The organism is Pseudomonas sp. OV546, from assembly GCF_900116845.1.
Classification (GTDB): Bacteria; Pseudomonadota; Gammaproteobacteria; order Pseudomonadales; family Pseudomonadaceae; genus Aquipseudomonas; species Aquipseudomonas petroselini.
Genome location: NZ_FPCE01000016.1, coordinates 69,243 through 90,992, shown reverse-complemented (window position 1 = coordinate 90,992; position 21,750 = coordinate 69,243). Strand labels below are relative to the sequence as shown.

The 21,750-nt window shown below is 62.3% G+C and carries 27 protein-coding genes; 1 reads left to right on the top strand and 26 read right to left on the bottom strand.

Annotation, left to right across the window (positions count from 1 at the left end):
* Window positions 1–20 precede the first annotated feature (20 nt).
* The 16 genes from phnP to BM403_RS27385 form a co-directional block, all read right to left on the bottom strand.
* Complete coding sequence (phnP, locus tag BM403_RS27460) at window positions 21–770, bottom strand: phosphonate metabolism protein PhnP (RefSeq protein ID WP_093546122.1); 750 nt, start codon at window positions 768–770, stop codon at window positions 21–23.
* A complete protein-coding gene (phnN, locus tag BM403_RS27455; RefSeq protein WP_012723060.1) occupies window positions 761–1,333 on the bottom strand; it encodes a phosphonate metabolism protein/1,5-bisphosphokinase (PRPP-forming) PhnN in 573 nt (190 codons plus the stop codon). Before phnN ends, phnP begins: the two co-directional genes overlap by 10 nt.
* The gene (locus tag BM403_RS27450; protein WP_046035727.1) at window positions 1,333–2,478 is read right to left on the bottom strand and encodes an alpha-D-ribose 1-methylphosphonate 5-triphosphate diphosphatase; all 1,146 of its coding nucleotides are present in this window, start codon (window positions 2,476–2,478) and stop codon (window positions 1,333–1,335) included. The genes phnN and BM403_RS27450 overlap by 1 nt, the downstream gene beginning before the upstream one ends.
* Window positions 2,468–3,190, bottom strand: coding sequence for a phosphonate C-P lyase system protein PhnL (gene phnL / locus BM403_RS27445; protein WP_093546119.1), 723 nt, complete (start codon window positions 3,188–3,190; stop codon window positions 2,468–2,470). Before phnL ends, BM403_RS27450 begins: the two co-directional genes overlap by 11 nt.
* Entirely contained in the window at window positions 3,187–3,987 is an 801-nt protein-coding gene (gene phnK, locus BM403_RS27440) for a phosphonate C-P lyase system protein PhnK (RefSeq protein WP_046035728.1), read from the bottom strand. Before phnK ends, phnL begins: the two co-directional genes overlap by 4 nt.
* On the bottom strand, window positions 3,984–4,826 hold the full coding sequence (locus BM403_RS27435; RefSeq protein WP_012723056.1) for an alpha-D-ribose 1-methylphosphonate 5-phosphate C-P-lyase PhnJ: 843 nt from the start codon (window positions 4,824–4,826) through the stop codon (window positions 3,984–3,986). Before BM403_RS27435 ends, phnK begins: the two co-directional genes overlap by 4 nt.
* On the bottom strand, window positions 4,819–5,895 hold the full coding sequence (locus BM403_RS27430) for a carbon-phosphorus lyase complex subunit (protein ID WP_064052906.1): 1,077 nt from the start codon (window positions 5,893–5,895) through the stop codon (window positions 4,819–4,821). Before BM403_RS27430 ends, BM403_RS27435 begins: the two co-directional genes overlap by 8 nt.
* On the bottom strand, window positions 5,895–6,485 hold the full coding sequence (gene phnH, locus BM403_RS27425; protein WP_093546116.1) for a phosphonate C-P lyase system protein PhnH: 591 nt from the start codon (window positions 6,483–6,485) through the stop codon (window positions 5,895–5,897). Before phnH ends, BM403_RS27430 begins: the two co-directional genes overlap by 1 nt.
* On the bottom strand, window positions 6,485–6,922 hold the full coding sequence (phnG, locus tag BM403_RS27420) for a phosphonate C-P lyase system protein PhnG (protein ID WP_043205020.1): 438 nt from the start codon (window positions 6,920–6,922) through the stop codon (window positions 6,485–6,487). Before phnG ends, phnH begins: the two co-directional genes overlap by 1 nt.
* Before the next feature lie 11 nt (window positions 6,923–6,933).
* Window positions 6,934–7,638 (bottom strand): phosphonate metabolism transcriptional regulator PhnF, encoded by a 705-nt coding sequence (gene phnF / locus BM403_RS27415; protein WP_012723052.1) that lies wholly within the window; start codon window positions 7,636–7,638, stop codon window positions 6,934–6,936.
* A 36-nt stretch (window positions 7,639–7,674) separates the two neighbouring features.
* Window positions 7,675–8,457, bottom strand: coding sequence for a phosphonate ABC transporter, permease protein PhnE (gene phnE, locus BM403_RS27410; protein ID WP_012723051.1), 783 nt, complete (start codon window positions 8,455–8,457; stop codon window positions 7,675–7,677).
* Window positions 8,458–8,627: 170 nt separating this feature from the next.
* Entirely contained in the window at window positions 8,628–9,629 is a 1,002-nt protein-coding gene (gene phnD, locus BM403_RS27405) for a phosphonate ABC transporter substrate-binding protein (RefSeq protein ID WP_093546113.1), read from the bottom strand.
* Window positions 9,630–9,661: 32 nt separating this feature from the next.
* Window positions 9,662–10,495 carry a phosphonate ABC transporter ATP-binding protein gene (phnC, locus tag BM403_RS27400; protein WP_093546110.1) on the bottom strand — a complete coding sequence of 278 codons (834 nt, stop codon included), beginning with the start codon at window positions 10,493–10,495 and terminating at the stop codon, window positions 9,662–9,664.
* A gap of 306 nt (window positions 10,496–10,801) precedes the next feature.
* Complete coding sequence (locus BM403_RS27395; protein WP_250948540.1) at window positions 10,802–11,113, bottom strand: histidine phosphatase family protein; 312 nt, start codon at window positions 11,111–11,113, stop codon at window positions 10,802–10,804.
* A 51-nt stretch (window positions 11,114–11,164) separates the two neighbouring features.
* Window positions 11,165–12,415 carry an ATP-grasp domain-containing protein gene (locus BM403_RS27390; RefSeq protein ID WP_093546107.1) on the bottom strand — a complete coding sequence of 417 codons (1,251 nt, stop codon included), beginning with the start codon at window positions 12,413–12,415 and terminating at the stop codon, window positions 11,165–11,167.
* Entirely contained in the window at window positions 12,412–13,323 is a 912-nt protein-coding gene (locus tag BM403_RS27385; RefSeq protein WP_093546104.1) for a DMT family transporter, read from the bottom strand. Before BM403_RS27385 ends, BM403_RS27390 begins: the two co-directional genes overlap by 4 nt.
* Window positions 13,324–13,941: 618 nt before the next feature.
* Here BM403_RS27385 and BM403_RS27380 point away from each other — a divergent pair.
* A complete protein-coding gene (locus tag BM403_RS27380) occupies window positions 13,942–14,109 on the top strand; it encodes a DUF6124 family protein (protein ID WP_175538113.1) in 168 nt (55 codons plus the stop codon).
* Between the two features lie 191 nt (window positions 14,110–14,300).
* Here BM403_RS27380 and BM403_RS27375 read toward each other — a convergent pair whose 3' ends face one another.
* The 10 genes from BM403_RS27375 to ccmA all read right to left on the bottom strand — a co-directional run bounded on the left by BM403_RS27375 (window position 14,301) and on the right by ccmA (window position 21,654).
* Complete coding sequence (locus tag BM403_RS27375) at window positions 14,301–14,696, bottom strand: hypothetical protein (protein ID WP_064052909.1); 396 nt, start codon at window positions 14,694–14,696, stop codon at window positions 14,301–14,303.
* Between the two features lie 15 nt (window positions 14,697–14,711).
* Window positions 14,712–15,899, bottom strand: a complete 1,188-nt coding sequence (gene ccmI / locus BM403_RS27370) for a c-type cytochrome biogenesis protein CcmI (RefSeq protein ID WP_046035736.1) — start codon at window positions 15,897–15,899, stop codon at window positions 14,712–14,714.
* Window positions 15,892–16,365 carry a cytochrome c-type biogenesis protein gene (locus BM403_RS27365; RefSeq protein WP_065901641.1) on the bottom strand — a complete coding sequence of 158 codons (474 nt, stop codon included), beginning with the start codon at window positions 16,363–16,365 and terminating at the stop codon, window positions 15,892–15,894. The genes ccmI and BM403_RS27365 overlap by 8 nt, the downstream gene beginning before the upstream one ends.
* Window positions 16,362–16,898, bottom strand: coding sequence for a DsbE family thiol:disulfide interchange protein (locus BM403_RS27360; RefSeq protein ID WP_046035737.1), 537 nt, complete (start codon window positions 16,896–16,898; stop codon window positions 16,362–16,364). The genes BM403_RS27365 and BM403_RS27360 overlap by 4 nt, the downstream gene beginning before the upstream one ends.
* A complete protein-coding gene (locus BM403_RS27355; protein WP_012723036.1) occupies window positions 16,895–18,883 on the bottom strand; it encodes a heme lyase CcmF/NrfE family subunit in 1,989 nt (662 codons plus the stop codon). The genes BM403_RS27360 and BM403_RS27355 overlap by 4 nt, the downstream gene beginning before the upstream one ends.
* A 3-nt stretch (window positions 18,884–18,886) precedes the next feature.
* The gene (ccmE, locus tag BM403_RS27350; RefSeq protein ID WP_012723035.1) at window positions 18,887–19,342 is read right to left on the bottom strand and encodes a cytochrome c maturation protein CcmE; all 456 of its coding nucleotides are present in this window, start codon (window positions 19,340–19,342) and stop codon (window positions 18,887–18,889) included.
* Window positions 19,339–19,515 carry a heme exporter protein CcmD gene (gene ccmD, locus BM403_RS27345; protein ID WP_003172771.1) on the bottom strand — a complete coding sequence of 59 codons (177 nt, stop codon included), beginning with the start codon at window positions 19,513–19,515 and terminating at the stop codon, window positions 19,339–19,341. Before ccmD ends, ccmE begins: the two co-directional genes overlap by 4 nt.
* Entirely contained in the window at window positions 19,512–20,267 is a 756-nt protein-coding gene (locus tag BM403_RS27340) for a heme ABC transporter permease (protein WP_093546100.1), read from the bottom strand. Before BM403_RS27340 ends, ccmD begins: the two co-directional genes overlap by 4 nt.
* A gap of 86 nt (window positions 20,268–20,353) precedes the next feature.
* On the bottom strand, window positions 20,354–21,022 hold the full coding sequence (ccmB, locus tag BM403_RS27335) for a heme exporter protein CcmB (protein WP_012723033.1): 669 nt from the start codon (window positions 21,020–21,022) through the stop codon (window positions 20,354–20,356).
* On the bottom strand, window positions 21,019–21,654 hold the full coding sequence (ccmA, locus tag BM403_RS27330; protein WP_093546097.1) for a cytochrome c biogenesis heme-transporting ATPase CcmA: 636 nt from the start codon (window positions 21,652–21,654) through the stop codon (window positions 21,019–21,021). Before ccmA ends, ccmB begins: the two co-directional genes overlap by 4 nt.
* Between the last annotated feature and the right edge of the window lie 96 nt (window positions 21,655–21,750).

The following is a 21,750-nucleotide window of genomic DNA, read 5'->3' as shown; positions in this document are numbered from 1 at the left end:
AGGTGGAAGCCAGTTCCACCTCAAAGCACGCGCCCATCCCAACCAATGGAAACATGCCGCGGCAACTCCCGGCGGTGCTCCAGCAACCACGCATCCAGCGTATGCCCCACATGGGTCAACACACCCAACTGAGCCCCTGTGTCCTCGATGCTCTGCAACGCCAGCGTCAGGTCATTGTGATTGCGCGGTGCCTGCGGTTGCGGCGGCATGGAGCAATCCAGTACCAGCACGTCCAGCGGTTCACGTTGCAGCCAGGCCTGGGTCGCCGGTGGCAGGCCGACGGTGTCGGTGAGGTAGGCGATGCGCCGCCCCTCGCCTTCCAGCAGGTAACCCAGGGTCGGCTTGGAATGCTGCAACGGCAACGCGGTGACGCTGAGTGGGCCAAACTGCCGGGTTTCGAATTCGCTGAATGGCTGGCTGAAATCCAGGATACCCGGATGCTTGTAGAGGTCGGATAAACCCTCCGGATCCGCAGGCCCGTGCACCGGGATCACCAGCCCTTGGCCCCAGCGCAGGTGCAGCAGGCCCTGGGCATGATCGGCGTGGTAGTGGGTTTGCAGAATCCCGTTGAAACTGCGCGGCGGGAAGCGTTCGGTGAGGTCGGGCAAGCCGCTGTCGATCAGCCAGCGCTGGTCGCCGCATTCGATCAGCGCACTGCAAGGTCGGCGGCGCAGGCTGGCATCGCTGCGCGCCAAACCGCACGCGGGGCACTCGCAGCCATACACCGGGACTTGCCGCGCGTCACCGGTGCCCAGCAAGGTCAGGCGCATGCCGAGTGCCCGTGGTCCAGGCAGCACAGCAGGCGTTCGACGGTATGTGCCAGCGGCCCGGAATTGTCCAGGACAAACAACCCTGCGCCATGACCGGCGATCAAGTCGGCCGTGAAGCGCGCATTGCGCGCCAGGCGCGCTTCAATGTCGGCCAACGCCTCACGGCCTCGTGCGATCAAGCGTTGGCGTAACACGGCCTGGTCAACCGTCAGCAGCAACACCAGCAACGTCGGGTAACGTTCGCGCGTCTGCGCCAGGTGCGCGCGGGAGCCGTTGACCAGCACGTCGTCACCCGCCGCCAGCCAGTCGTCGATTTCCCTGGGAATACCGTAGGACAAGCCATTCGCCTGCCAGCTGAGGGCAAACGCGCCCTCGGCCTGCATCGTGGCAAACTGCTCCGGGCTCACCCCCTGCGCCGCTTCACCCACCGCTTCCGCGGAGCGGGTGATAACGCGGCGCACGATGCGGCAACCGCGCTCGGCCAAACGGGGGCGTGCGGCATCCAGCAGGCTGTCCTTGCCCGAGCCGGAGGGCCCGATGAGATAGATCAACCTGCCTGCCATCAAAACACCCTCTTCGCTTGTCGCCATACTTGTTGCACTACAGGAAGCCCTTGGCGGCTGCGGGCTTGGACCAGGTCGGCGCGCAGGCCAATGGCAATTTCACCGCGATCCTTCAGGCCTGCCGCTTGCGCGGGCGCCAGGCTGATCATCTTGACCGCCCGCGACAGGTCGCCACCGTCCTGCTGGTCGGCCAGCACAAACGCAGCCTGCAACAGGCTCGCCGGGTAGTAGTCACTGGAAAGTATATCCAGCAACCCCTCGGCCGCCAGGCCCGCCGCGGCCACATTACCCGAGTGCGACCCACCGCGCACCACGTTCGGCGCGCCCATCAAGACTTTCATGTTCAGCGCCTGGCAGCCCTTCGCGGCTTCCAGGGTGGTGGGGAATTCGGCGATGGTCATGCCGTAGCGCGCCGACTCTTCCACGTGGGCCAGTGTCGCGTCGTCGTGGCTGGCCACCGACAGGCCACGCGCCAGGCAATGCTCGACGATGGCCGCGCGATAGCGATCGCTGTAGGCCAGGGAGTTGGCTTTTTGCAGCACGATGAACGCGTCCATGGTCTCGTCGTTCAGGTGGTACTTGCCCATGTAGTACTCACGGTATTTGGATTCGAGCACGAACTGGCGCTGGCCCGGCGAATGGTCCATCACCGACACCAGCCGCACCAACGGGTTTTCCACCAGGTCGCGGAACACGCTGAGGGTATCCGGGTGGCACAGCTCGCAACGCAGGTGCAGGTGGTGCTCGGCGCGAGTCAGGCCGGCACCTTCCGCCTGGGCAATGGCCTCGAGCATCGCCGGCAGCTTTTTCATGCGGTTGCCCTTGGGGTTCACGTCGCCGATGGACACCGCGTCGAACACCGTGGTGATGCCCGCCGCGATGATCTGCGCATCATGGCTGAGCACCGCGGAGGTCGACGGCCAGTCCACGCCGGGGCGCGGGGTCATGTGTTTTTCCAGGTTGTCGGTGTGCAACTCCACCAGGCCCGGCAACAGGCAATCACCGCCGAGGTCCTGGGCCTGGGGCAGCTGGCTGCGACCCTCGGCGAGGTCGACGATAGTGCCGTCGCGCAGCACCACCGAGCCCAGGAACATGCGATCAGCCATGACAATCTGGGCATTACTGAGGATCTGTTCAGCGGGCATGGGCGTATTCCTCTGCGGCGACGGACGTGGGGGTCATGTCGAAATGGCGGTCGGCGACCGCTTCACGGGCAGCACGGTCGTGGAAGATGCCGATCAGCGCGGCGCCCTCAGCCTTGGCTTCGTTCATCAGTTCCAGCACCACCTGGCGGTTGTTGTCGTCCAAAGACGCGGTGGGTTCGTCCAGCAGCATCACCGGCCAGGCCACCATGAAACCGCGGGCGATGTTGACGCGCTGTTGCTCGCCACCGGAGAACGTACCGGGTGCCAGTTGCCACAGACGCTGCGGGATGTTCAGGCGGGTCAGCAGGTGCTCGGCGCGGGACTGCGCATTCGCCTTGGACCAGCCGCGCGCCAGGGCCGGCTCCATCACCACATCCAGGCAAGCCACACGCGGGATCACCCGTAGGAATTGGCTGACATAGCCAAGGGTCTGTTGACGCACCTGGAGAATGTCACGCGGCTCGGCGCCGACCAGTTCCAGCCATTCACCAGCATGGCGCACGCGGATGCTGCCGCCCGCCGCTAGATAATTGCCGTACAAGGTGCGCAGCAAGGTGCTTTTACCTGCACCGGACGCGCCATGCAGCACCAGGCACTCACCGCTCTGCACGCTGAATTCCACGCCGCGCAACACGTTGAGCACCACGCCGTTCTGCTGGTGCAGGGTGAAGGTTTTCGAAAGGTCACGGACCTCGATCAAGGCATTTGTCATGGCTGCAATACCGAAGACACCAGCAGTTGAGAGTAAGGGTGCTGTGGATCGTCGAGGATCTGGTCGGTGAGCCCGGTTTCCACCACCCGCGAGCGGCGCATGACCATAAGGCGGTCGGCCAGCAGCCGCGCCACGGCCAGGTCGTGGGTGACGATCACCACCGCCAGGTCCAGCTCACGCACCAGGCCGCGCAACAGGTCGAGCAGGCGCGCTTGCACCGACACATCGAGGCCGCCGGTGGGCTCATCCATAAACACCAGGCGTGGGCTGGAGACCAGGTTGCGGGCGATTTGCAGGCGCTGCTGCATGCCGCCGGAGAAGGTGCGCGGCAAGTCGTCGATACGCTGGGGGTCGATTTCCACCTGGCTCAACCAGTCCAACCCGGCGCCGCGCAGTTGCTCATAGTTGCGCACGCCTTGGGCCATCAGACGCTCACCGATATTGGCGCCCGCCGACACGCCCATGCGCAGGCCGTCGCGAGGGTTCTGCTCGACGAAGCCCCATTCGGTCCGCAGCAAGGTGCGGCGCTCGGCTTCGCTGGCGCTGTAGAGGTCCAGCCATTCGCCGTCCTTGCTGCGATAGCCAATGCTGCCCGCTTGCGGTGGCAGACGCCCGCTCAACAACGAGAGCAAGGTGGATTTACCCGAGCCGGACTCGCCGACGATGCCCAGCACTTCGCCGGGGTACAGATCGAAGCTGACGTCCTGGCAGCCCTTCTCCGGGCCGTACAGCAGGGACAGGTCGCGCACTTGCAGTAGCGGTGCGTCGGCTTTTTGCTTCAAAAGAACCTGGCTCATTGGTTGTTCTCCAGAACCCGTTGGGCGCAATACCAGGTGTCGGAGCACACGAAACGCTGGGTCCCGGCGTCATCCAGAATCAGCTCATCGAGGAACGACTCATGGCTGCCACAGATCGCGCAGTTGTGCTCCCACTGCTGCACGGCGAACGGGTGGTCTTCAAAGTCGAGGCTGGTGACCTGCGTATACGGCGGCACCGCGTACAGGCGCTTTTCGCGACCGGCGCCGAACAACATCAGCGCCGGGCTCATGTCGAGTTTCGGGTTGTCGAATTTGGGGATCGGCGACGGGTCCATCACGTAGCGCTCGTCGACCATCACCGGGTAGGCGTAGCTGGTGGCGATATGGCCGAAGGTGGCGATGTCTTCGTAGAGCTTTACGTGCATCACCCCGTAATCATTCAGGGCGTGCATGGTGCGGGTCTCGGTTTCCGACGGTTCGATGAAGCGCAACGGCTCGGGGATCGGCACTTGGTAAACCATGATCTGCCCAGCCTGCAACGGTGTTTCCGGGATGCGGTGGCGGGTCTGGATCAGCGTGGCGTCCGGCGTGGCTTCGGTGGTGGCGATGCCCGCAGTGCGCGCGAAAAAGCGGCGGATCGACACGGCGTTGGTGGTGTCATCGGCGCCCTGGTCGATGACCTTGAGCACGTCATCCGCGCCGAGGATCGCGGCGGTCAGTTGCATGCCGCCCGTGCCCCAGCCATACGGCAATGGCATTTCGCGGCCACCGAACGGTACCTGGTAACCGGGGATCGCCACCGCCTTGAGCAACGCGCGGCGGATCATGCGTTTGGTCTGTTCGTCGAGGTAGGCGAAGTTGTAGGCCGTGTCATTCATGGCGGGAGCCCTCGGCGGATTGGCGCAGTTTGCGGATCAGCTCCAGCTCGGACTGGAAGTCCACGTAGTGCGGTAGCTTGAGGTGCGAGACAAAACCGGCGGCCTCGACGTTGTCGCAGTGCGCCAGCACGAACTCCTCGCGCTGGGCCGGCGAGACGATCTCTTCGTTGTATTCCCCGGCGCGCAACGAGCGGTCGACCAACGCCATCCCCATGGCCTTGCGCTCGGCATGCCCGAACGCCAGGCCATACCCGCGCGTGAACTGCGCCAGCTCAGTGGCCGAGCCAACGAACTGGTTGACCATCTCGCACTCGGTCACTTCGATGCTGCCCAGGCAAATGGGGAAGCCCAGCTCTTGCGGATCGATCCACACGTCCACATCGCCGATGCGAATCTCGCCGGCAAACGGGTGATTGCGGCCGTAGCCACGTTGGGTCGAGTAGCCCAGCGCCAACAGGAAGCCTTCATCGCCACGGGCCAGGGCCTGCAGGCGTTCGGCACGGCTGGCGGGGTATTCCAGCGGGTCGCGAGTGATGTCGGCGACCGTGGCGTTGTCGTCGACTTCGGGCTTGATCAGGCCTTCTTTGGCGAGCAGGCCGAGGACGCGTGGGCAGGCTTCCAACGTCGCCTCCGGCGTGGTCTGCGGCCCTGGATATTCACCTTCGGCCAGCAGCGCAAAATCCAGCAGGCGATGGGTGTAATCGAAGGTCGGGCCGAGCAATTGACCGCCCGGCACGTCCTTGAACGTGGCCGACAAACGCCGGCTCAGCGACATGTGCGCGGTGTCGATCGGCAGGCTCGGGCTGAAGCGCGGCAGCGTGGTGCGGTAGGCGCGCAGCAGGAAGATCGCTTCCACCAGATCCCCCGCCGCTTGCTTGATCGCCAGCGCGGCGAGTTCTTCGTCGAACAGCGAACCTTCCGTCATCACCCGTGCCACGGCCAACGGCAGTTGCTCGCGGATTTGCGTCACGCTCAGTTCCGGAATCGCGGTATCGCCACGGCGTTTTTTCGCCAGCAGGCGGTGGGCATTGTCGATGGCCTGTTCGCCACCTTTGACGGCTACGTACATCAGGCGTGCTCCTGTGCAATGCGGCTGCTGCGTGGCAGGCCGATCAAGTGGTGGCCGGCAGCGAACACAACGTCCAGCCCGCGGGGGAAAGCTTCGCGGCGCTGACGTTCGTGCCAGAAGTCTTGGGGCACCGGCAGGTGCACCTGGCGCTGGGCCTTGATGCCGGGGCCGCGCCACAGCAGGCCGCGACCGCCTTCCAGGTCGGTGAGCTGCACGAGCAGGGTGCAGGACTGATCGGGGTAGCGGTCATTGCCGTGGTCGAAGCCACTGAGGTCGAGCAGGTCCTGTTCGCCGAGCAGCGCGAAGACCGCGTCTTCGCGCTTCGACGTCAACGGGCAGCCGCAATGGAAGGCCAGGTTGGCGCGGATCAGCGGCGTTTCGAAGCTCGGCGCCAGCCATAGCGGCGTGTCGGTATCCAAGAGCGCCAGGCACAAGGCGTAGGTGGCGGGCGCCAGGCCGTCGAGGCGTGGCGCGCACGGCAGGTGCTGGATCAAACCGGGCTCGGCGAGGGCCTTGAGTGCGGCACGAAAACCGCGCTGGGCATCAAGGACCGGGTCAACAAACGCCGGCTGCAACAGTGGCGCACTCATCAGTTTTCTCCTCGTACGAGCGTGAAGAACTCGACCTTGGTGGCGGCGGTATCGGCTTCTTTTTGCGCACGGCGGGCGGCCTGGGCATTGGCCAGCGCGGTGATCAAATCGCTGAGCCAGCGGCTCGGTTGCGTGCCTTGCAGATGGGCATCGGCCAAGGCGGCCAACTCGGCATGGACCTTGTCGCGCCCGGCCAGGTAGCTGTAGCCGGTGCGGCCATCGGCCAGGCGCACCACACAGCGGGTCACGCTCATTTCGCCGACGTTGAACGGCGCGCCATTGCCGCCCATGCGGCCGCGCACCAGGGTCATGCCGATTTCCGGGGCGCGGATCAGTTGGTATTCGGCGTCCTTCAACGCGGCTTCGTGGGGCTGCAGTTCACTGAGCTGGGCGCGAGCAAGCACGCCGATCCAGTGTTGACGCGGGGACAGGCTCATCAAAGGCTCCATCAAGTCATCACCTGGTACTGGAAGCGATCCGAACGGCTGGTGGACTGCGCCAGCTCCACCGGGTGGCCATCGCGATCGCGGGAAAGGGTGAATACGGTGAGCGCCGGCAAGTGCCGGGGCATCATCAGCAGCGCGGCTTCGTCACGGTTGGGCAAACGCGCACCGATCAGGCTGTGGGTGCGGGTCAGCGGCAGGTCACGCTCGCGCAGGTAGTGGCGCAAAGACCCGCCGGTGTAGTCGGCCAGCAACGGCGCGCGGCTGGCGCAGTAGCGATGGCGGATCAGGCTGACGGGCTGGTGGTCGAGCTTGCGCAGGGTTTGCAGTTCGATCATTGGCGCCATCTCGGCGATGCCTAAGTGCTGCGCCTCTTCACGGCTGGCGTAGCAGTAGCGGCGCTTGAGCAACAGCGCTTCCACCCCTACGCCCTGGGCCGACAACGATTGGCTATAGGAGGTCTCGGCGCCCATCGGGTAGATGAGCGGGCGGTCGAGCACCTGGGTGCCCTTGCCCTGGCGGCGTAACAGGCTGCCTTCGAACACCAGCTCGTCGATGGCCCGGCGCAGGGTGTGGCGGTTGACGCCAAAGCGCTCGGCCATGTGCACCTCGCCGGGCAGGAAGTCGCCGGCCTGATAGCTGCTCAGTTCACGGCGCAGGATATCCGCGAGTTCGCGGTACACCGGCTCATCTTGTCTAGACAACTGCATGTTTAAAAAAAGCGCCGCGTGGGCACCCCTCCGACGTCAGATGAACTGCTTGCGCAGGCGTTGGGACAACACGTCGATAGCGCTCACCACCACGATGATCACCAGCAACACCGCGCAGGTTTGTACGAACTGGAAGGCGCGGATGTTTTCCCAGAGGATCACGCCGATCCCGCCCGCACCGACCATGCCCACCACCGTCGCCGAGCGGACATTGGCTTCGAAGCGGTACAGCGCGTAGCTCACCCACAGCGGCATCACTTGGGGGATCACGCCGTAGATCACTTCCTGCAGGGCGCTCGCGCCGGTGGCACGTACGCCTTCCACCGGGCCTGGGTCGATGGCTTCGACGGCTTCGGCAAACAGCTTGGCGAGCACGCCGGTGGTGCTGATCCACAGGGCCAATACACCGGCGAAAGGGCCGAGGCCGACGGCGACCACGAACAACATCGCGAAGACCATTTCATTGATGGAGCGGAAGGCGTCCATCACCCGGCGCAGGGGTTGGTGGACCCACCAGGGGGTGATGTTGTCGGCGCACAAGATGCCCAGCGGCACCGAGCAGACGATGGCCAACACCGTGCCCCAGAGGGCGATTTGTACGGTGACGATCATCTCCTTGAGGTAGGAGCGCCACTCGTGGAAGTCCGGCGGGAAGAAGTCGGCGGCGAAGGTCGCCATGTTTCCGGAGTCGCGGTACAGCGCCAGCGGGTTCATTTCCGCGCCGTGCCAGGCCCAGGCGAGCAAGACCAGGAACAGGCCCCAGCCGAGGTATTGCGGCCACGTGCGTTTGCCGACGGCTTCAGCGTGCAAGGTAGTCATGGGTCACTCTCGATCAATGTGTATGAGTGGGCTTTCTGTGGTGAGCCTGGCTTCTGTGGTGAGCGGGCTTGCCCCGCGCTGGGCTGCGCAGCAGCCCCAATGGCTCTGCTGTGAACCCGGAGGGGGACAAGCCCCCTCACCCCAAAAGCACTCCGCATACAGGCGGGGGATTAGCCGTTGACCGCAGTTTTCTTGTCCAGCTCGGAGATGCGCTGTTGCAGCTTCGCCAGATCGGCGTCGATGTCGGCGAGTTTCTTGGCCTTGTCGGCCGCGTCCAGCTTGCTGTCAGCGCTGATCGTGGTGCGCTGCTTAAACAGCTCCAGCTGGCGGATCGGCAACAGTTGGTCGTCGTTGGAGGCGAGGAACTTGCCCAGCTGCATGTTCTTCAGCACCGTTTTCTCTTCATCGGTGTCGCCATAGTTGGCAAAGAAATCGCGGATCTTGGTTTTCTCGCTGTCGCTCAGCGCCTTGCTCCACACCATCGGGTCGGCCGGGATCAGCGGAGATTTCCAGATCACCTTGAGCATCGCGGCTTTGTCGGGCTGGGTGACTTCCAGGCGGTCCCAGCTTTCGGTGTTGAAGGTGGCCACGTCCAACTGCCCCTTGGCCACGCTCAAGGCGTTGACCTCATGGCTGGAGTTCAGCGTGCGTTTGAACGCCGTGGCGGCGTCCACGTTGTTCTTGGCGAACACGTAGTAGCCCGGCACCAGGTAGCCCGAGGTGGAGTTCGGGTCACCGTTGCCGAAGGTCAGGTTCTTGGCATTCTTGAGCATGTCGTCGACGTTGTTGATCGGGCTGTCCTTGCGCACGATCAGCACGCTCCAGTAACCGGCGGCGCCGTTGGCGGCAGCGGTCTGGGCGAAGATCTCGCCGTTGGAACGGTCCACCGCTTCCATCGCGGCCTTGTTGCCCAGCCAGGCCACGTCGACCTTGTTGAAGCGCATGCCCTGGATCAGGCCGGCGTAGTCGGAGGCGAAGGTGGCGTTGATGGTCAGGCCGGTCTTCTTGTGCATGTCATCCAGGAACGGCTGCCAGATGCTCTTGAGGTTCTGCGAAGACTCGGTGGACATGATGCCGAAATTGATCACCTTGTCAGCGGCGTGGGCGTTGCCCAGCGCGACACTGGCCAGCAACACGGCAGACAAAAACACATGGCCGATACGGTTCAACATGGACGGGACTCCTGTGGGTCGTGAGTAGGGTTTCAAGCGCGCGCCAGGGCCAGCCGAGGGGGCGCTTCGGCACGGCGGGTTTGGTCGGAACACATCAGGCTGGTGTCGACGTCGGCACCGTATAAATCGTTGAGAAACTGGCTGCTCATCGAACTGCCCTGCCCGTCGAAATGAATGCGCCCGCCTTTCAGAGCCACGGCACGCGGGCAGTAACGCATGGCGTAATCGACTTGATGCAGGGTCACCACCACGGTCTTGCCGTCGCGGCGGTTGATGTCGGCGAGGATCTCCATGACCTTGCGCGCCGACTCCGGGTCGAGGGACGCGATCGGTTCGTCGGCCAGGATCACCTCGGCGCGCTGAGTCAACGCACGGGCAATCGCCACACGCTGCTGCTGGCCGCCAGACAAGGTCGAAACCCGTTGCGCGGCCAGATCGGCCAGGCCGACGCGCGCCAGCGACGCCATGGCAAACGCCTTCTCCTCGGCATTGAACAGCCCCAGGTTGCCACGCCAGCGCGGCATGCGGCCCAGGCACCCGAGCAGCACGTTGTCGAGCACGCTCAGGCGATTGACCAGGTTGAACTGCTGGAAGATGTAGCCGATGTCCGCCCGCAACCGCCGCACCTTGCCATTCAAGCGTCCACTGGCCTGCACCTCGCGGCCCAGCACCTTGACGCTGCCGCCGTTGCTCTTGTCGCAACAGGCCAGGCCCGCCAAATGGCGCAACAACGTGGACTTGCCGGAACCGGAAGCGCCAATCAGCGCGACCATCTCACCAGCGGCAATGGTGAATTCGAGGTCGACCAACGCGGGCTTCTTCGCAAAGGTCTTGTTCAAGTGATCGACATGGATAGCGTGCGTCATGGGCTTCTCTGTCTTGTTTGAACAGCCAGGGGATGGCTGCGGTTGAGTTCAAACGACAGTAGGCGCGGGAGGTGTCAGTGCAATTACTTGCACATGACTGGAGGGGGTCGGCTGGATGAAGGTTTTGTGAAAGGTTGGAATGTCACCGCACCCCCCCCTGTGGCGAGGGAGCTTGCTACCGCTGGGCTGCGAAGCGGCCCCAAAACCGAAGGGCGCGGTGTGTCAGGTGGATCGAACGTGACGGGATCGGGACTGCTGCGCAGTCCAGCGGGAGCAAGCTCCCTCGCCACAGGGGTCGGAGGTGTTTCAGTGAGATTCGAAGGGCGAAACAGTCGGAAGCCTCTTCAGTTCAAAACCCTCGAAAACACCCACATCGCGCTCGCGGAAGCTGTCCATCGTCACGGGTTCAAGGTTCAACGCCTGATTAAGAATCTGCGCCGTTTGCTGGGCTCGCAGGCGTGGAGAGACGATCAACACGTCGATGCCGCAGGGCAGATTCTTGCTCAGAGAGACGGCCTGTGCCCTGCCCCGCTCGGTCAATTCCGGATCGAGTGCGCCGAGGTAGCGGTGCTCGGCGTTGGCCCAGGTTTCGCCGTGGCGTATGACGTGGAGATGCATGAGGTCCGTCTCGTTGAAAGCGGCATGAGAAAATGAACAACGGCGCAAACTTCAACGCCTCCCTATATAGCTTCCCTGCAACTCAAGTGCGCGCACTCTGCGGTAATCTGCTGCGATAACTGCACGGTCCGCATGAACCAGATAGACAGTCCCTGGCTGACTGAAAACGTCATGGGTCGCGCCTATGTGCTCACCGTTCTCAACGTAAAAAGCCGCTTCATAAAAAGAATCCAGCTTGCGCAGCTCGCTCAGGAACTGGTCCTTATAGAAATAGCCTTCCAAGCGGTTGATCAGGCCAACATTATAGGTATGTTGCAACAGTTGATAATGCTCTCTTTTAACCAGCCGCTGCGTAAAACCTTCAGGTTCGACGATGGATAACACCACTGCATCAATCTGCCCAAGACCAGTGGTTTGCCTGGATACGCCCGGGCGAAGAATGCCATCGGTACGGGCTGCAATTTCCACCAATTTCGGCCCATCCTCGGTGAACATGACCTCCGCGTGGCTGGGTCCATTGTGGATACCCAAGCATCGCACTACGGCCCGAGTGTAATCCACCAATACCGAATAGACCGCCGAGTCGGGCCCGATTAACTCGTCAATGTCATAGAGGATGCCGCCCCCCTGCGTGCGCTGCTTTTGATAGCGCACGACTTCAGTGACTAGCTGTTGGCCGTCCAGGGAGACCATATTCACCACATACTCCAACCCGGCCAGGTACTCCTGAATCAAGACCTGGGTGTTTGGGATATTCAATCGGTTTGTCGTCCCCAACAGCTTTTTCACGGCGATCTCACAAGCGTCCATGTCCTCGCAAACAAACACCCCATCCGCTCCTGCACTCTCAAGGGGTTTGATTACCACAGGAAAACGCCCGTGGGTGTTGATCCAGCATTGTGCGAGGTCCCAGGTACTGGCGAGGAACTGTCGTGCGGCGGGTAATTGCGCCTGGGTAATGCACTGGATCATCTCGTACTTGTTTCGACGGGCATGGGTTTTGTCGAAGTCATTGCGATACGGCAGCTGCAGTCGCTCGTTCAACTGGTCGGCGAGCAGCACACCGGTTTCGGCACCGGCGATGATGAACTGAGGCTCGAAATGCTCGACACGCGCCATCGTCGCTGCGAGATCGATATTGACGATCATCTGGTCATACAGCGTTTGGTCGAAGCCCTTGTAATAGTAACGATCCAAACTGCCGGATGAGGCCACATGCATCAGCAAGCACCCCTCTTCGTTCAGTCGTTTCGCGACAAATTTACCGGATGAAAATCCGTCGACCACCACTACTTTAATCATGGTACCGCCCTCCTCATTGCGTACAAGGCCCGCCCCAACAGCAAAAGCACAATGATGCTGACGGCCGCAACACTTGCCACGGAAAACGCCACTCGGGCATCCAGGTACTGGAGTAACAGGACAAATACCGGAAGGGTCAGCAACACCAGAGATACGTGGATCGGAGTGAGGTAATAGATGGTTTTCTGGATCAAGTAAATCGGCAATAAATGGCCGATCACCACCAGGATCAACATGGGCAGAATTAACTCGCGATTAATGGAAAAACTTCCCCCCGCCACAGGAATTGCGATGACACAAACAGCGATCATGGCGATGTTTCTGACGGCCAGGATTTCATAAATGGCCCACTGCCGAGCAAACATTTTCTTTGAAAATACTGTGTACATGACAGTGCCCAGGGCACAGACGATAACGCTGAAGATCCCCAGTGACCGCTGGCCTACGGAGGTGGTGGATATACCGCTCTCCCCGGCAAAGGAGTTGAACAACATAACTCCAACTGAGAAGAGCACCAGGCCCGAGACCAATGCGTCCTCCAAAGCAATCCTGGCACCACGTTTGTCGAGCAGAGAAATAAGCAAAGTGAGTGCAGGGCCACAGGCGACCGATGCGACTCCGACGACTGCGGGCTCGAGATAACGGAGGGCGTAGAACAGTCCGCCCCAGTTAAGTAGCACCGAAACATTCACAACGATGATGCTCTTCCAATCAACCTTGATTTTTAAACTCAAGGACGCCGAATTTCGATGGATCGCACATGCCAGAAAAAGCACTGCTGAGGACATAAAGCAGTAGAAAATGACCACCACCGTACTGAGGGTTTGCGTGACGAATGCTACGTATACGTCGAACGCGGCGCTCAATAAGCAAAATGTTAATCCGATGAAAATGCCCTGCTTCAGCACGACGGCACACCTTTTTTTTCAGTTATTCAACCTAGCAAATCAGGTGTGGATTAAATACTGACCGAACAGCTAGGTAGGACCGGACACACACGCAAATACCGGACTATCCCTACACCTCAGCGCTCCCCAGGTAATCAATATGTGGAGCGAGCTGTACACAGGAGGCCCTGCCCTTCCAGGTTTCCACTCCCCGGTCGACCACCTGCGTACGACTCACTTTTTTCAACGCTTCCTAGGAGAGCCCCTACACAGATTTCGGGTTGCGTCCGATCAACCTCGCCGTTAACCTTCGCGGGTCGCTGCAAAATCAGCGAACGGGTGTGGTAGCCCGGTTCTTTCATAGATCCCCAAAACGCTTACGGGCGTTTTTTTGTGCGGGCTGCTTTGTGGCGGCTGTGCATGGGAGGCTTCGGCCTGCCGGGTTTCTATGACCGGTCTACCACCCCGTGTACAGTCGCCTCCTTACATCGTGTGGTAGCGAGATGGAGGTGCTCATTCATAGGAGCTTCGTCATGGAAAAAATCACGCCTGATCCCCCCATCCTCCTCGGATGACACGCCTCAAACTCCACCCAACCTCATCTTCACCGTCCGCCCCGGCCTCAGCACTGAAGCTGCCTTGAGCAATGCCAGCGAGATGTTGGAATCCGCAACCGTGTGTGCTTACGACTGTGCCGAGCATCTGGATGGCTCGGGCCGCAAGCAGGTGCTGGCAGTGGTGCAGATGATTGAGATTGCGCAGTTGTTGGTGGATCAAGCGCTGAATCGGGAGTGTCCAGTGGCCTGACAGCCGATGAGGTCTCCTGTGGGAACTGGCTTGTCGGATCGCCGCACCTCTGCGATGGCGGTTTAGCTGCAATTGATTCGGTGCCTGACACACCGCCATCGCGGGCAAGCCCGGCTCCCACAGGTGATCTTCATTGGCTTGGAGAAAGCGTTTCACTGGCAAGAAAAAGGCGACCCGAAGGTCGCCTTTTGTCATTGCGCGTACTGCTTGCTTAGCCCCGGTGGCACGCCCTGCACGTCGGTCTCTTCCCACGGCCCGTTCGGGCTGATCGACCGGCTCCAACCGTTGCTCCAGCGGTAGTAGGTGCGCTGGCGGTAGAAGGTGTCGGGCTGGTCTTCCAGCACGTACACCTGCATCTTGCCGTCCCAGTGGCTGGCCGCGCCCGGTGGTGGGGCGAAGGTCGGCGATTTGGTCGGCACGGGTTTCGGCGGCGGGGTAACCGGGCCGGAGGGTTTGGTGCTCGGCTGGGTCGATGGGCCTGACGGTGGGATGGTCGGGCCGGTGGGCCCGGGAGGTGGGCGGTGGACCGCACAGGCGCTCAGGCCCAGTACCAGGCTGAGCAAGGTGATGCGTGCAAATGCGGTCATAGGCGTTTCCTCGAGTTACTTGTCCGGACTGTCGATGGTCAGCTGCTGCAAGGCAGTGGTGGTGCTGGCCAGGGGTTGGCTGCGGCCGATCCATTCGCCAGTGGTCGGTTGACCGGCCCGGGATATGCGCGCAACCAGTTGGACTTCAGGGAAGTTGGACAGTTTCAACTGCGGCATCATCGCGTCGGCGTCGCCGAGTTCGACGGTGATGGGCAGTTCGGCGACGGTGACGCGCTTGGCGGCCAGCGGTGCCGGCGGGCCTTTCACGGCACGGGCGAAGATAAATACGCTGTCGGTGGGCAGCGCCTTGGCTTTCACGTCGGCGGACAGGTCCACGCGGACGTTCATCACGTTTTTTTGAGAAGCAACGGTGCCGCCACTCTCTTTGAGCTTCTCGGCAGCGCGGTCAATGCCACCTTGCAGCGCTGCGCGGGAGTTGTCTTGCGGCGGCAGCTGGGCCAACAGACGATTCCAGTAGTCGATAGCCTCTTGATAACGCTGGCCTTCAAAGGCAGCGATACCCAACAGGCCGAGGCTGGTGACTTCCTTTGGATCGAGCTTCAACGCCTCGTCGGTGAGCGCCTGCACCTTGGGCGACCACTGTTTGTTGTCAGCAAAATACTGCGCCTGGGCCCACTGGCCGAGTAGTTCCGGCTGGCGCCCGGCCAGCGCCACGGTGCGTTCGAACACCTTGGCGGCATCGGCGGAACGGTCCTGGGCCATGTAGGCGCGACCGAGGAAGTACAGGCCTTCCGGCGAGTCCGGTTGGGCAGCGGCGGCACGTTCCAGGCGGTGGGTCATGTCTTCCATGGACACCGGCGGCTGGGAGAATTCGCGGGTCAGTTCAACCTTGTCGCTGGCCCCGTAATGCAGGTACAGCGCAACCCCCAGGACCGGCACCAAGAACGCCGCCAGAAATGGCAGTGGCTTGCCCAAGCGCGATTCACGGGGTTTTTCCACGCCTTCCGTGTCAGCCAGTAATTCACGCGCCGCTTCGGCGCGGCCGGTGTCGAGTTGCGCGGCATTCAGTACGCCTTCGTCCTGCTGCACTTGCAACTCGGCCACGCGTTCTTGGTAGAGCGCCACGTTCAGCGCGGTGCGATCCTCTTCACGCTGGGCGCGGCGGCCGCGCAGGACAGGGATCAACAGGAAACTCAGGGCAATCAGAAGCAGCAAGCCAGCTGCGAGCCAGAAATCAATCATCAGTCTTGGTGTCCAGCAATTGGTCGAGGCGTTTGCGCTCTTCGGGGGACAGCGCGTCGGAACCATCGGTCGGCGCAGCACGGCGACGGCGCACGATCACCGCCATCACCACCACGCCCGCCAGCAGCAGCCCGGCGGGGCCGAACCACAGCAGCGCGGTCTTGCCGGTGAGGGCCGGTTTGTAGCGCACGAAATCACCGTAGCGGTCGACCATGAAGTCGATGATCTGCTGGTTGTCCTTGCCCTCCCCCAGCATGCGGAAGATCTCTTTGCGCAGGTCGGCGGCGATGGGTGCGTTGGAGTCGGCGATGTCCTGGTTCTGGCACTTGGGGCAGCGCAGTTCCTTGGTCAGTTCGCGGAAACGCTCGCGGTCCCCGTCCTTGGCGAATTCATAGGTGTCGATGGCGGCGTGGGCCACGCCGGCCAGTCCCAGCGCCAGCACCGCAGCGGCTAACAGACGCTTCATGGCTTGGCCTCATCGACCAGTGCCTGGTACTTGGCGGCCAGTTGCTCGCGCCACACCACTTCGTCGATCACGCCGACGTACTTGTCGCGGATCACGCCCTTGGCGTCGATGAAGAAGGTTTCCGGGGCGCCGTAGACGCCCAGGTTCAGACCGAGGTTGCCGTCTTCATCGCGGATATCCAGTTGGTACGGGTTGTGGAACTCAGCCAACCACTTCAAGGCCGCGGCATTGTCGTCCTTGTAGTTGATGCCGTAGATCACCACGCCCTTCTCGGCCAGCGTGTTCAGCACCGGGTGCTCGACGCGGCAGGAAATGCACCAGGTGCCCCACACGTTGACCAGTGCCGGTTTGCCCAGCAGGTCGGCCTGGGTCAGGGTCTTGTCGCCCTGCACCGTTGGCAGGCTGAACGCCGGGAACGGCTTGCCGATCATGGCCGACGGCAGCTCGGCCGGGTCCAGATAAAGGCCGCGATACAGGAACACCGCCACCACCAGAAACATCGCCAGCGGTACGACCATCAACCAACGCTTCATACCGCCGCTCCTTGCAGGCCGAGCGCTTCACGCACCCGGCTCTTGACCTTGACCCGATACCGTCGGTCCAGCGCGGCCAGCAAACCACCAAAGCCGGTAAGCAAGCCGCCGAACCAGATCCAGCGCACAAACGGTTTCACATGCACCCGCACCGCCCAGGCGCCCTCGCCCAACGGTTCACCCAGCGCCACATACAGGTCACGGGTGAAACCGGCGTCGATGCCGGCTTCGGTCATCATCGAACTCTGCACGGTGTACAGGCGTTTTTCCGGGTGCAACACGGCGATTTCCTTGCCATTGCGCACGACACGCACCGTGCCTTTGTCTGACGTAAAGTTCGGCCCTTCGAAGTGCTTGGCGCCTTCGAAGATGAAGTGGTAACCGGCCAGGTCCATGGACTCGCCCGGCGCCAGGCGCAAGTCGCGCTCGGCGCTGTTCTGGCTGGAGAGCACCACGCCAAGGGCGCACACGGCGATGCCAATGTGGGCGATCTGCATGCCCCAGTAGCTGCGGGTCAGGGTCGGGAGGCCTTTGACCAGGCCTTTGTGACGGGTCTTGTCGAAGATGTCGCGTACGCCGGCCAGCAACACCCAGGCGGCGAGCAGGAAGGTCGCGAGCACCGCCCAGTTGAAGTCGCCATAGGCAAACCCGGCGATCACCGCCAAGGCCACGCTGCCGAGCAACACCGGCATCAGCATGCCGGCCAGCCATTTCACCGGGGTGTCTTTCCAGCGCACCAGCATGCCCACCGCCATCACCACCATCAACAGGCCCATCAACGGGATAAACAACGCGTTGAAATACGGCGGGCCGACGGACAGCTTGGCGCCGCTCAAGGCGTCCAGCACCAACGGGTACAGGGTGCCGAGCAGGATCATCGAAGCGGCTACCACCAGCACCAGGTTATTGCCCAGCAACAGGGTTTCCCGCGACCACAGGTTAAAGCCGACCTGGCTCTTGACCACTGGCGCGCGCAACGCAAACAACGTCAGGGAGCCGCCGACCACAAACAGCAGGAAGATCAGGATGAACACGCCGCGCTCCGGGTCGGACGCGAACGCATGCACCGAGGTCAGCACGCCCGAACGCACGAGGAAGGTGCCGAGCAGGCTGAGGGAAAATGCCGCGATGGCCAGCAGCACGGTCCAGCTCTTGAACACACCGCGCTTTTCGGTGACCGCCAACGAGTGAATCAACGCAGTGCCGACCAGCCAAGGCATGAACGAGGCGTTTTCCACCGGGTCCCAGAACCACCAGCCGCCCCAGCCGAGTTCGTAATAGGCCCACCAGGAGCCGAGGGTGATACCAATCCCGAGGAAGGCCCAGGCGACAATGGTCCACGGCCGCGACCAGCGCGCCCAGGCCGCATCGAGGCGCCCGCCGAGCAAGGCGGCGATGGCGAAGGCGAAGGCCACGGAGAAACCGACATAGCCCATATAGAGCATCGGCGGGTGCACGATCAGGCCGATGTCCTGCAGCAGCGGGTTGAGGTCGTGCCCGTCCACCGGGATCTGCGGCAGGATGCGGGTGAACGGGTTGGAGGTCATGATCAGGAACAGCAGGAAGCCGATGCTGATCATGCCCATCACTGCCAGTACGCGGGCCAGCATCACTTGCGGCAGCTGGCGCGAGAACACCGACACCGCGAAGGTCCAGCCGCCGAGGATCAGCGCCCACAGCAGCAACGAACCTTCGTGGGCGCCCCACACAGCGCTGAACTTGTAGTACCAAGGCAACGCGCTGTTGGAGTTATTCGCCACATAGGCGACGGAAAAGTCGTCGGTCATGAAGGCGTAGGTCAGGCAACCGAACGCGAACACCAGGAAGGCACATTGGCCCCAGGCGGCCGGCTGCGCCAGGCTCATCCACAAGCGGTCGCCGCGCCAGGCACCGAGCAACGGCACCACGGCCTGAACGATGGCAAAGCACAGGGCGAGGATCATCGCCAACTGGCCCAGCTCTGGAATAAACAGTGCGGACGTCATGGCTTAGCCCTCCTTGGCAGGCGTTGGCGCGGATTGGCCGCTGTCTTTCAGGGCCTTGGTCACTTCCGGTGGCATGTACTTTTCATCGTGCTTGGCCAGCACTTCGTCGGCCACCACCACACCGTCAGCGTTGAGCTTGCCCAGGGCGACGATGCCCTGGCCTTCGCGGAACAGGTCCGGGAGGATGCCGCGATAAGTAATGGTCACGGCTTTGTTGAAGTCGGTGACGACGAAGGTCACGTCGAGGGAGTCGCCGGAGCGTTTGAGCGAGCCCTTCTCCACCATGCCGCCGGCACGGATGCGCGTGTCGATCGGCGCTTCGCCATTAGCGATCTGCGTGGGCGTGTAAAACAGGTTGATGTTCTGCTGCAAGGCGCTCAAGGCCAGGCCGACGGCAATGCCGACGCCCACCAGAATCGCAAGGATGATCAACAGACGCTTTCTACGCAGCGGATTCACTTTTCGGTCTCCCGGCGCAGACGTCGCGCCTCTTGTTGCAGGTAACGCTTGCGGGCCAGGATCGGCGCGGCGACGTTGAGGGCCAGCACCGCCAGGCAGATGCCATAGGCCGTCCACACATACAGGCCGTGGTGGCCCATGGCGAGAAAATCACTGAAAGAAGCAAAACTCATCCGCGCGCTCCCAGGCTGTTTTGCACTTCGGCCTTGACCCAACTGGTGCGGGCTTCACGTTTGAGCACTTCGAGGCGCATGCGCAGCAGCAACACAGCGCCGAAGAAACAGTAGAAACCCAGCACCATCAGCAGCAGCGGCGCCCACATTTCCACGGGCATCGCCGGTTTTTCAGTGAGGGTGAAGGTGGCGCCCTGGTGCAGGGTGTTCCACCACTCCACCGAGTATTTGATGATCGGGATGTTGATGACGCCGACGATGGCCAGCACCGCGCAGGCCTTGGCGGCACTGTCACGGTTGCTGATCGCGTTGCCCAGGGCAATCAGACCGAAGTACAGGAACAGCAGGATCAACATGGACGTCAGTCGTGCATCCCACACCCACCACGAGCCCCAGGTCGGCTTGCCCCAGATCGCGCCGGTGACCAGCGCCACGGCGGTCATCCACGCACCGATGGGCGCAGCGCATTGCAGGGCCACATCGGCGAGTTTCATCTTCCACACCAGGCCGACGATGCCGCACACCGCCAGCATCACGTAGCAGGACTGCGCCAGCATCGCGGTAGGAACATGGATATAAATGATGCGAAAACTGTTGCCTTGCTGGTAGTCCGGCGGCGCGAAGGCCAGGCCCCAGACCAGGCCGATGCCGATCAGCAACACGGCGGCGATGCTCAACCACGGCAGCAGTTTGCCACTGATGCCATAGAACCATTTGGGCGAGCCGAGCTTGTGAAACCAGGTCCAGTTCATTGCTGTTTCCATCACGGTTGCTTCTTGTCGTTGCAAGAAGCGTAGGGTCTTTACTGACTAAAACATAACGTCTTGGTCAGACCTCATTATTCGCCGACGCTGATCTTCAGGCCGGCCGCTATAGCAAAGGGTGTCAGGGTTACCGCCAGGGCGGTCAGGCTACCCAGCCACAAGAGGTAACCGGTCGCCGGCATGCCCATGAGCGCGGCTTGCAAGGCGCCGCTGCCCAGGATCAACACCGGGATGTACAACGGCAGAATCAGCAGGGCCAGCAATAGGCCGCCGCGCTTCAAACCCACGGTCAACGCCGCGCCCACCGCGCCCAACAGGCTGAGGGTTGGCGTGCCGAGCAACAAAGACAGGAGCAACACCGGCAGGCACTCGGTGGGCAACCCTAGCATCATCGCCAGCAACGGTGAGAGCAGCACCAGCGCCAGGCCGGAAAAAGCCCAGTGTGCCAGCACCTTGGCCAGTACCAGAAGTGGCAAAGGGTGCGGCGAAAGGACCCACTGTTCGAGGGAACCGTCTTCGAAATCACTGCGAAACAGCCCGTCCAGCGAGAGCAACACTGATAAAAGCGCGGCCACCCACACCAGTCCTGGGGACAAGGTTTGCAACAGTTTAGTCTCTGGGCCCACCGCCAACGGGAACAGCGCGATCACAATCGCGAAGAACACCAGCGGGTTGGCCAATTCGGCCGGACGACGGCACAACAACCGTGCTTCGCGGGCGACCAGCAGGGCAAACACGCTCATGCTGACCACCGCCCCAGGTCCAGATCACGGTAACCGATGGGCTTGCGATTGAGCGTGTGATGGGTGGTGAGGACAACCAGGCCACCCTGTTCGCAATGCTGGGCCAGGTGTTCTTCCAATTGGGCGACGCCTTGCTTGTCGAGGGCGGTGAAGGGTTCGTCAAGAATCCACAGCGGCGGGCCCGGCAGGTACAGACGCGCCAGCGCCACGCGGCGCTGTTGGCCGGCGGACAGGGTATGGCAGGGAATGTCTTCAAAACCCTTGAGGCCGACGGCGGCCAGGGCCTGCCAGATAGCGTCGCGGGAAGCAGGATGATGCAGGGCGGTGAGCCAGCTGAGGTTTTCTTCAGCGGTGAGCACGTCCTTGATGCCGGCGGCGTGGCCGATCCAGACCAGGTTGCGCGCCAGTTCAGTGCGTTGTGCGTTGAGGGGCTTGCCGTTTAACCGAACTTCACCCGCCGTCGGCTGCATCAACCCGGCCAGCAGGCGCAGCAAACTGGTCTTGCCGCTGCCGTTGGGGCCGCTGACCTGCACCATGTCGCCGTCGGCCAGGCGCAGTTCGAGGTGCTCGAACAGCAGGCGCAGGTCGCGTTCACAGGCAAGCGCTATGGCTTCAAGAAGAGGGCTGGTCAAAAGATCGCGGGCCTTTACGGTTCAAGTCGGCGGTGCAGCGGCCGTTAAAGAGAAATGCACAATAACGGCTTTGGCGACCGATTTTAGAGAGCTGGA

What these genes read in the sequence shown, in the direction of transcription:
- phnP (WP_093546122.1), bottom strand. Translation starts at nt 770, where the DNA reads ATGCGCCTGACCTTGCTGGGCACCGGTGACGCGCGGCAAGTCCCGGTG.
- phnN (WP_012723060.1), bottom strand. Translation starts at nt 1,333, where the DNA reads ATGGCAGGCAGGTTGATCTATCTCATCGGGCCCTCCGGCTCGGGCAAG.
- BM403_RS27450 (WP_046035727.1), bottom strand. Translation starts at nt 2,478, where the DNA reads ATGCCCGCTGAACAGATCCTCAGTAATGCCCAGATTGTCATGGCTGAT.
- phnL (WP_093546119.1), bottom strand. Translation starts at nt 3,190, where the DNA reads ATGACAAATGCCTTGATCGAGGTCCGTGACCTTTCGAAAACCTTCACC.
- phnK (WP_046035728.1), bottom strand. Translation starts at nt 3,987, where the DNA reads ATGAGCCAGGTTCTTTTGAAGCAAAAAGCCGACGCACCGCTACTGCAA.
- BM403_RS27435 (WP_012723056.1), bottom strand. Translation starts at nt 4,826, where the DNA reads ATGAATGACACGGCCTACAACTTCGCCTACCTCGACGAACAGACCAAA.
- BM403_RS27430 (WP_064052906.1), bottom strand. Translation starts at nt 5,895, where the DNA reads ATGTACGTAGCCGTCAAAGGTGGCGAACAGGCCATCGACAATGCCCAC.
- phnH (WP_093546116.1), bottom strand. Translation starts at nt 6,485, where the DNA reads ATGAGTGCGCCACTGTTGCAGCCGGCGTTTGTTGACCCGGTCCTTGAT.
- phnG (WP_043205020.1), bottom strand. Translation starts at nt 6,922, where the DNA reads ATGAGCCTGTCCCCGCGTCAACACTGGATCGGCGTGCTTGCTCGCGCC.
- phnF (WP_012723052.1), bottom strand. Translation starts at nt 7,638, where the DNA reads ATGCAGTTGTCTAGACAAGATGAGCCGGTGTACCGCGAACTCGCGGAT.
- phnE (WP_012723051.1), bottom strand. Translation starts at nt 8,457, where the DNA reads ATGACTACCTTGCACGCTGAAGCCGTCGGCAAACGCACGTGGCCGCAA.
- phnD (WP_093546113.1), bottom strand. Translation starts at nt 9,629, where the DNA reads ATGTTGAACCGTATCGGCCATGTGTTTTTGTCTGCCGTGTTGCTGGCC.
- phnC (WP_093546110.1), bottom strand. Translation starts at nt 10,495, where the DNA reads ATGACGCACGCTATCCATGTCGATCACTTGAACAAGACCTTTGCGAAG.
- BM403_RS27395 (WP_250948540.1), bottom strand. Translation starts at nt 11,113, where the DNA reads ATGCATCTCCACGTCATACGCCACGGCGAAACCTGGGCCAACGCCGAG.
- BM403_RS27390 (WP_093546107.1), bottom strand. Translation starts at nt 12,415, where the DNA reads ATGATTAAAGTAGTGGTGGTCGACGGATTTTCATCCGGTAAATTTGTC.
- BM403_RS27375 (WP_064052909.1), bottom strand. Translation starts at nt 14,696, where the DNA reads ATGACCGCATTTGCACGCATCACCTTGCTCAGCCTGGTACTGGGCCTG.
- ccmI (WP_046035736.1), bottom strand. Translation starts at nt 15,899, where the DNA reads ATGATTGATTTCTGGCTCGCAGCTGGCTTGCTGCTTCTGATTGCCCTG.
- BM403_RS27365 (WP_065901641.1), bottom strand. Translation starts at nt 16,365, where the DNA reads ATGAAGCGTCTGTTAGCCGCTGCGGTGCTGGCGCTGGGACTGGCCGGC.
- BM403_RS27360 (WP_046035737.1), bottom strand. Translation starts at nt 16,898, where the DNA reads ATGAAGCGTTGGTTGATGGTCGTACCGCTGGCGATGTTTCTGGTGGTG.
- BM403_RS27355 (WP_012723036.1), bottom strand. Translation starts at nt 18,883, where the DNA reads ATGACGTCCGCACTGTTTATTCCAGAGCTGGGCCAGTTGGCGATGATC.
- ccmD (WP_003172771.1), bottom strand. Translation starts at nt 19,515, where the DNA reads ATGAGTTTTGCTTCTTTCAGTGATTTTCTCGCCATGGGCCACCACGGC.
- BM403_RS27340 (WP_093546100.1), bottom strand. Translation starts at nt 20,267, where the DNA reads ATGAACTGGACCTGGTTTCACAAGCTCGGCTCGCCCAAATGGTTCTAT.
- ccmB (WP_012723033.1), bottom strand. Translation starts at nt 21,022, where the DNA reads ATGAGCGTGTTTGCCCTGCTGGTCGCCCGCGAAGCACGGTTGTTGTGC.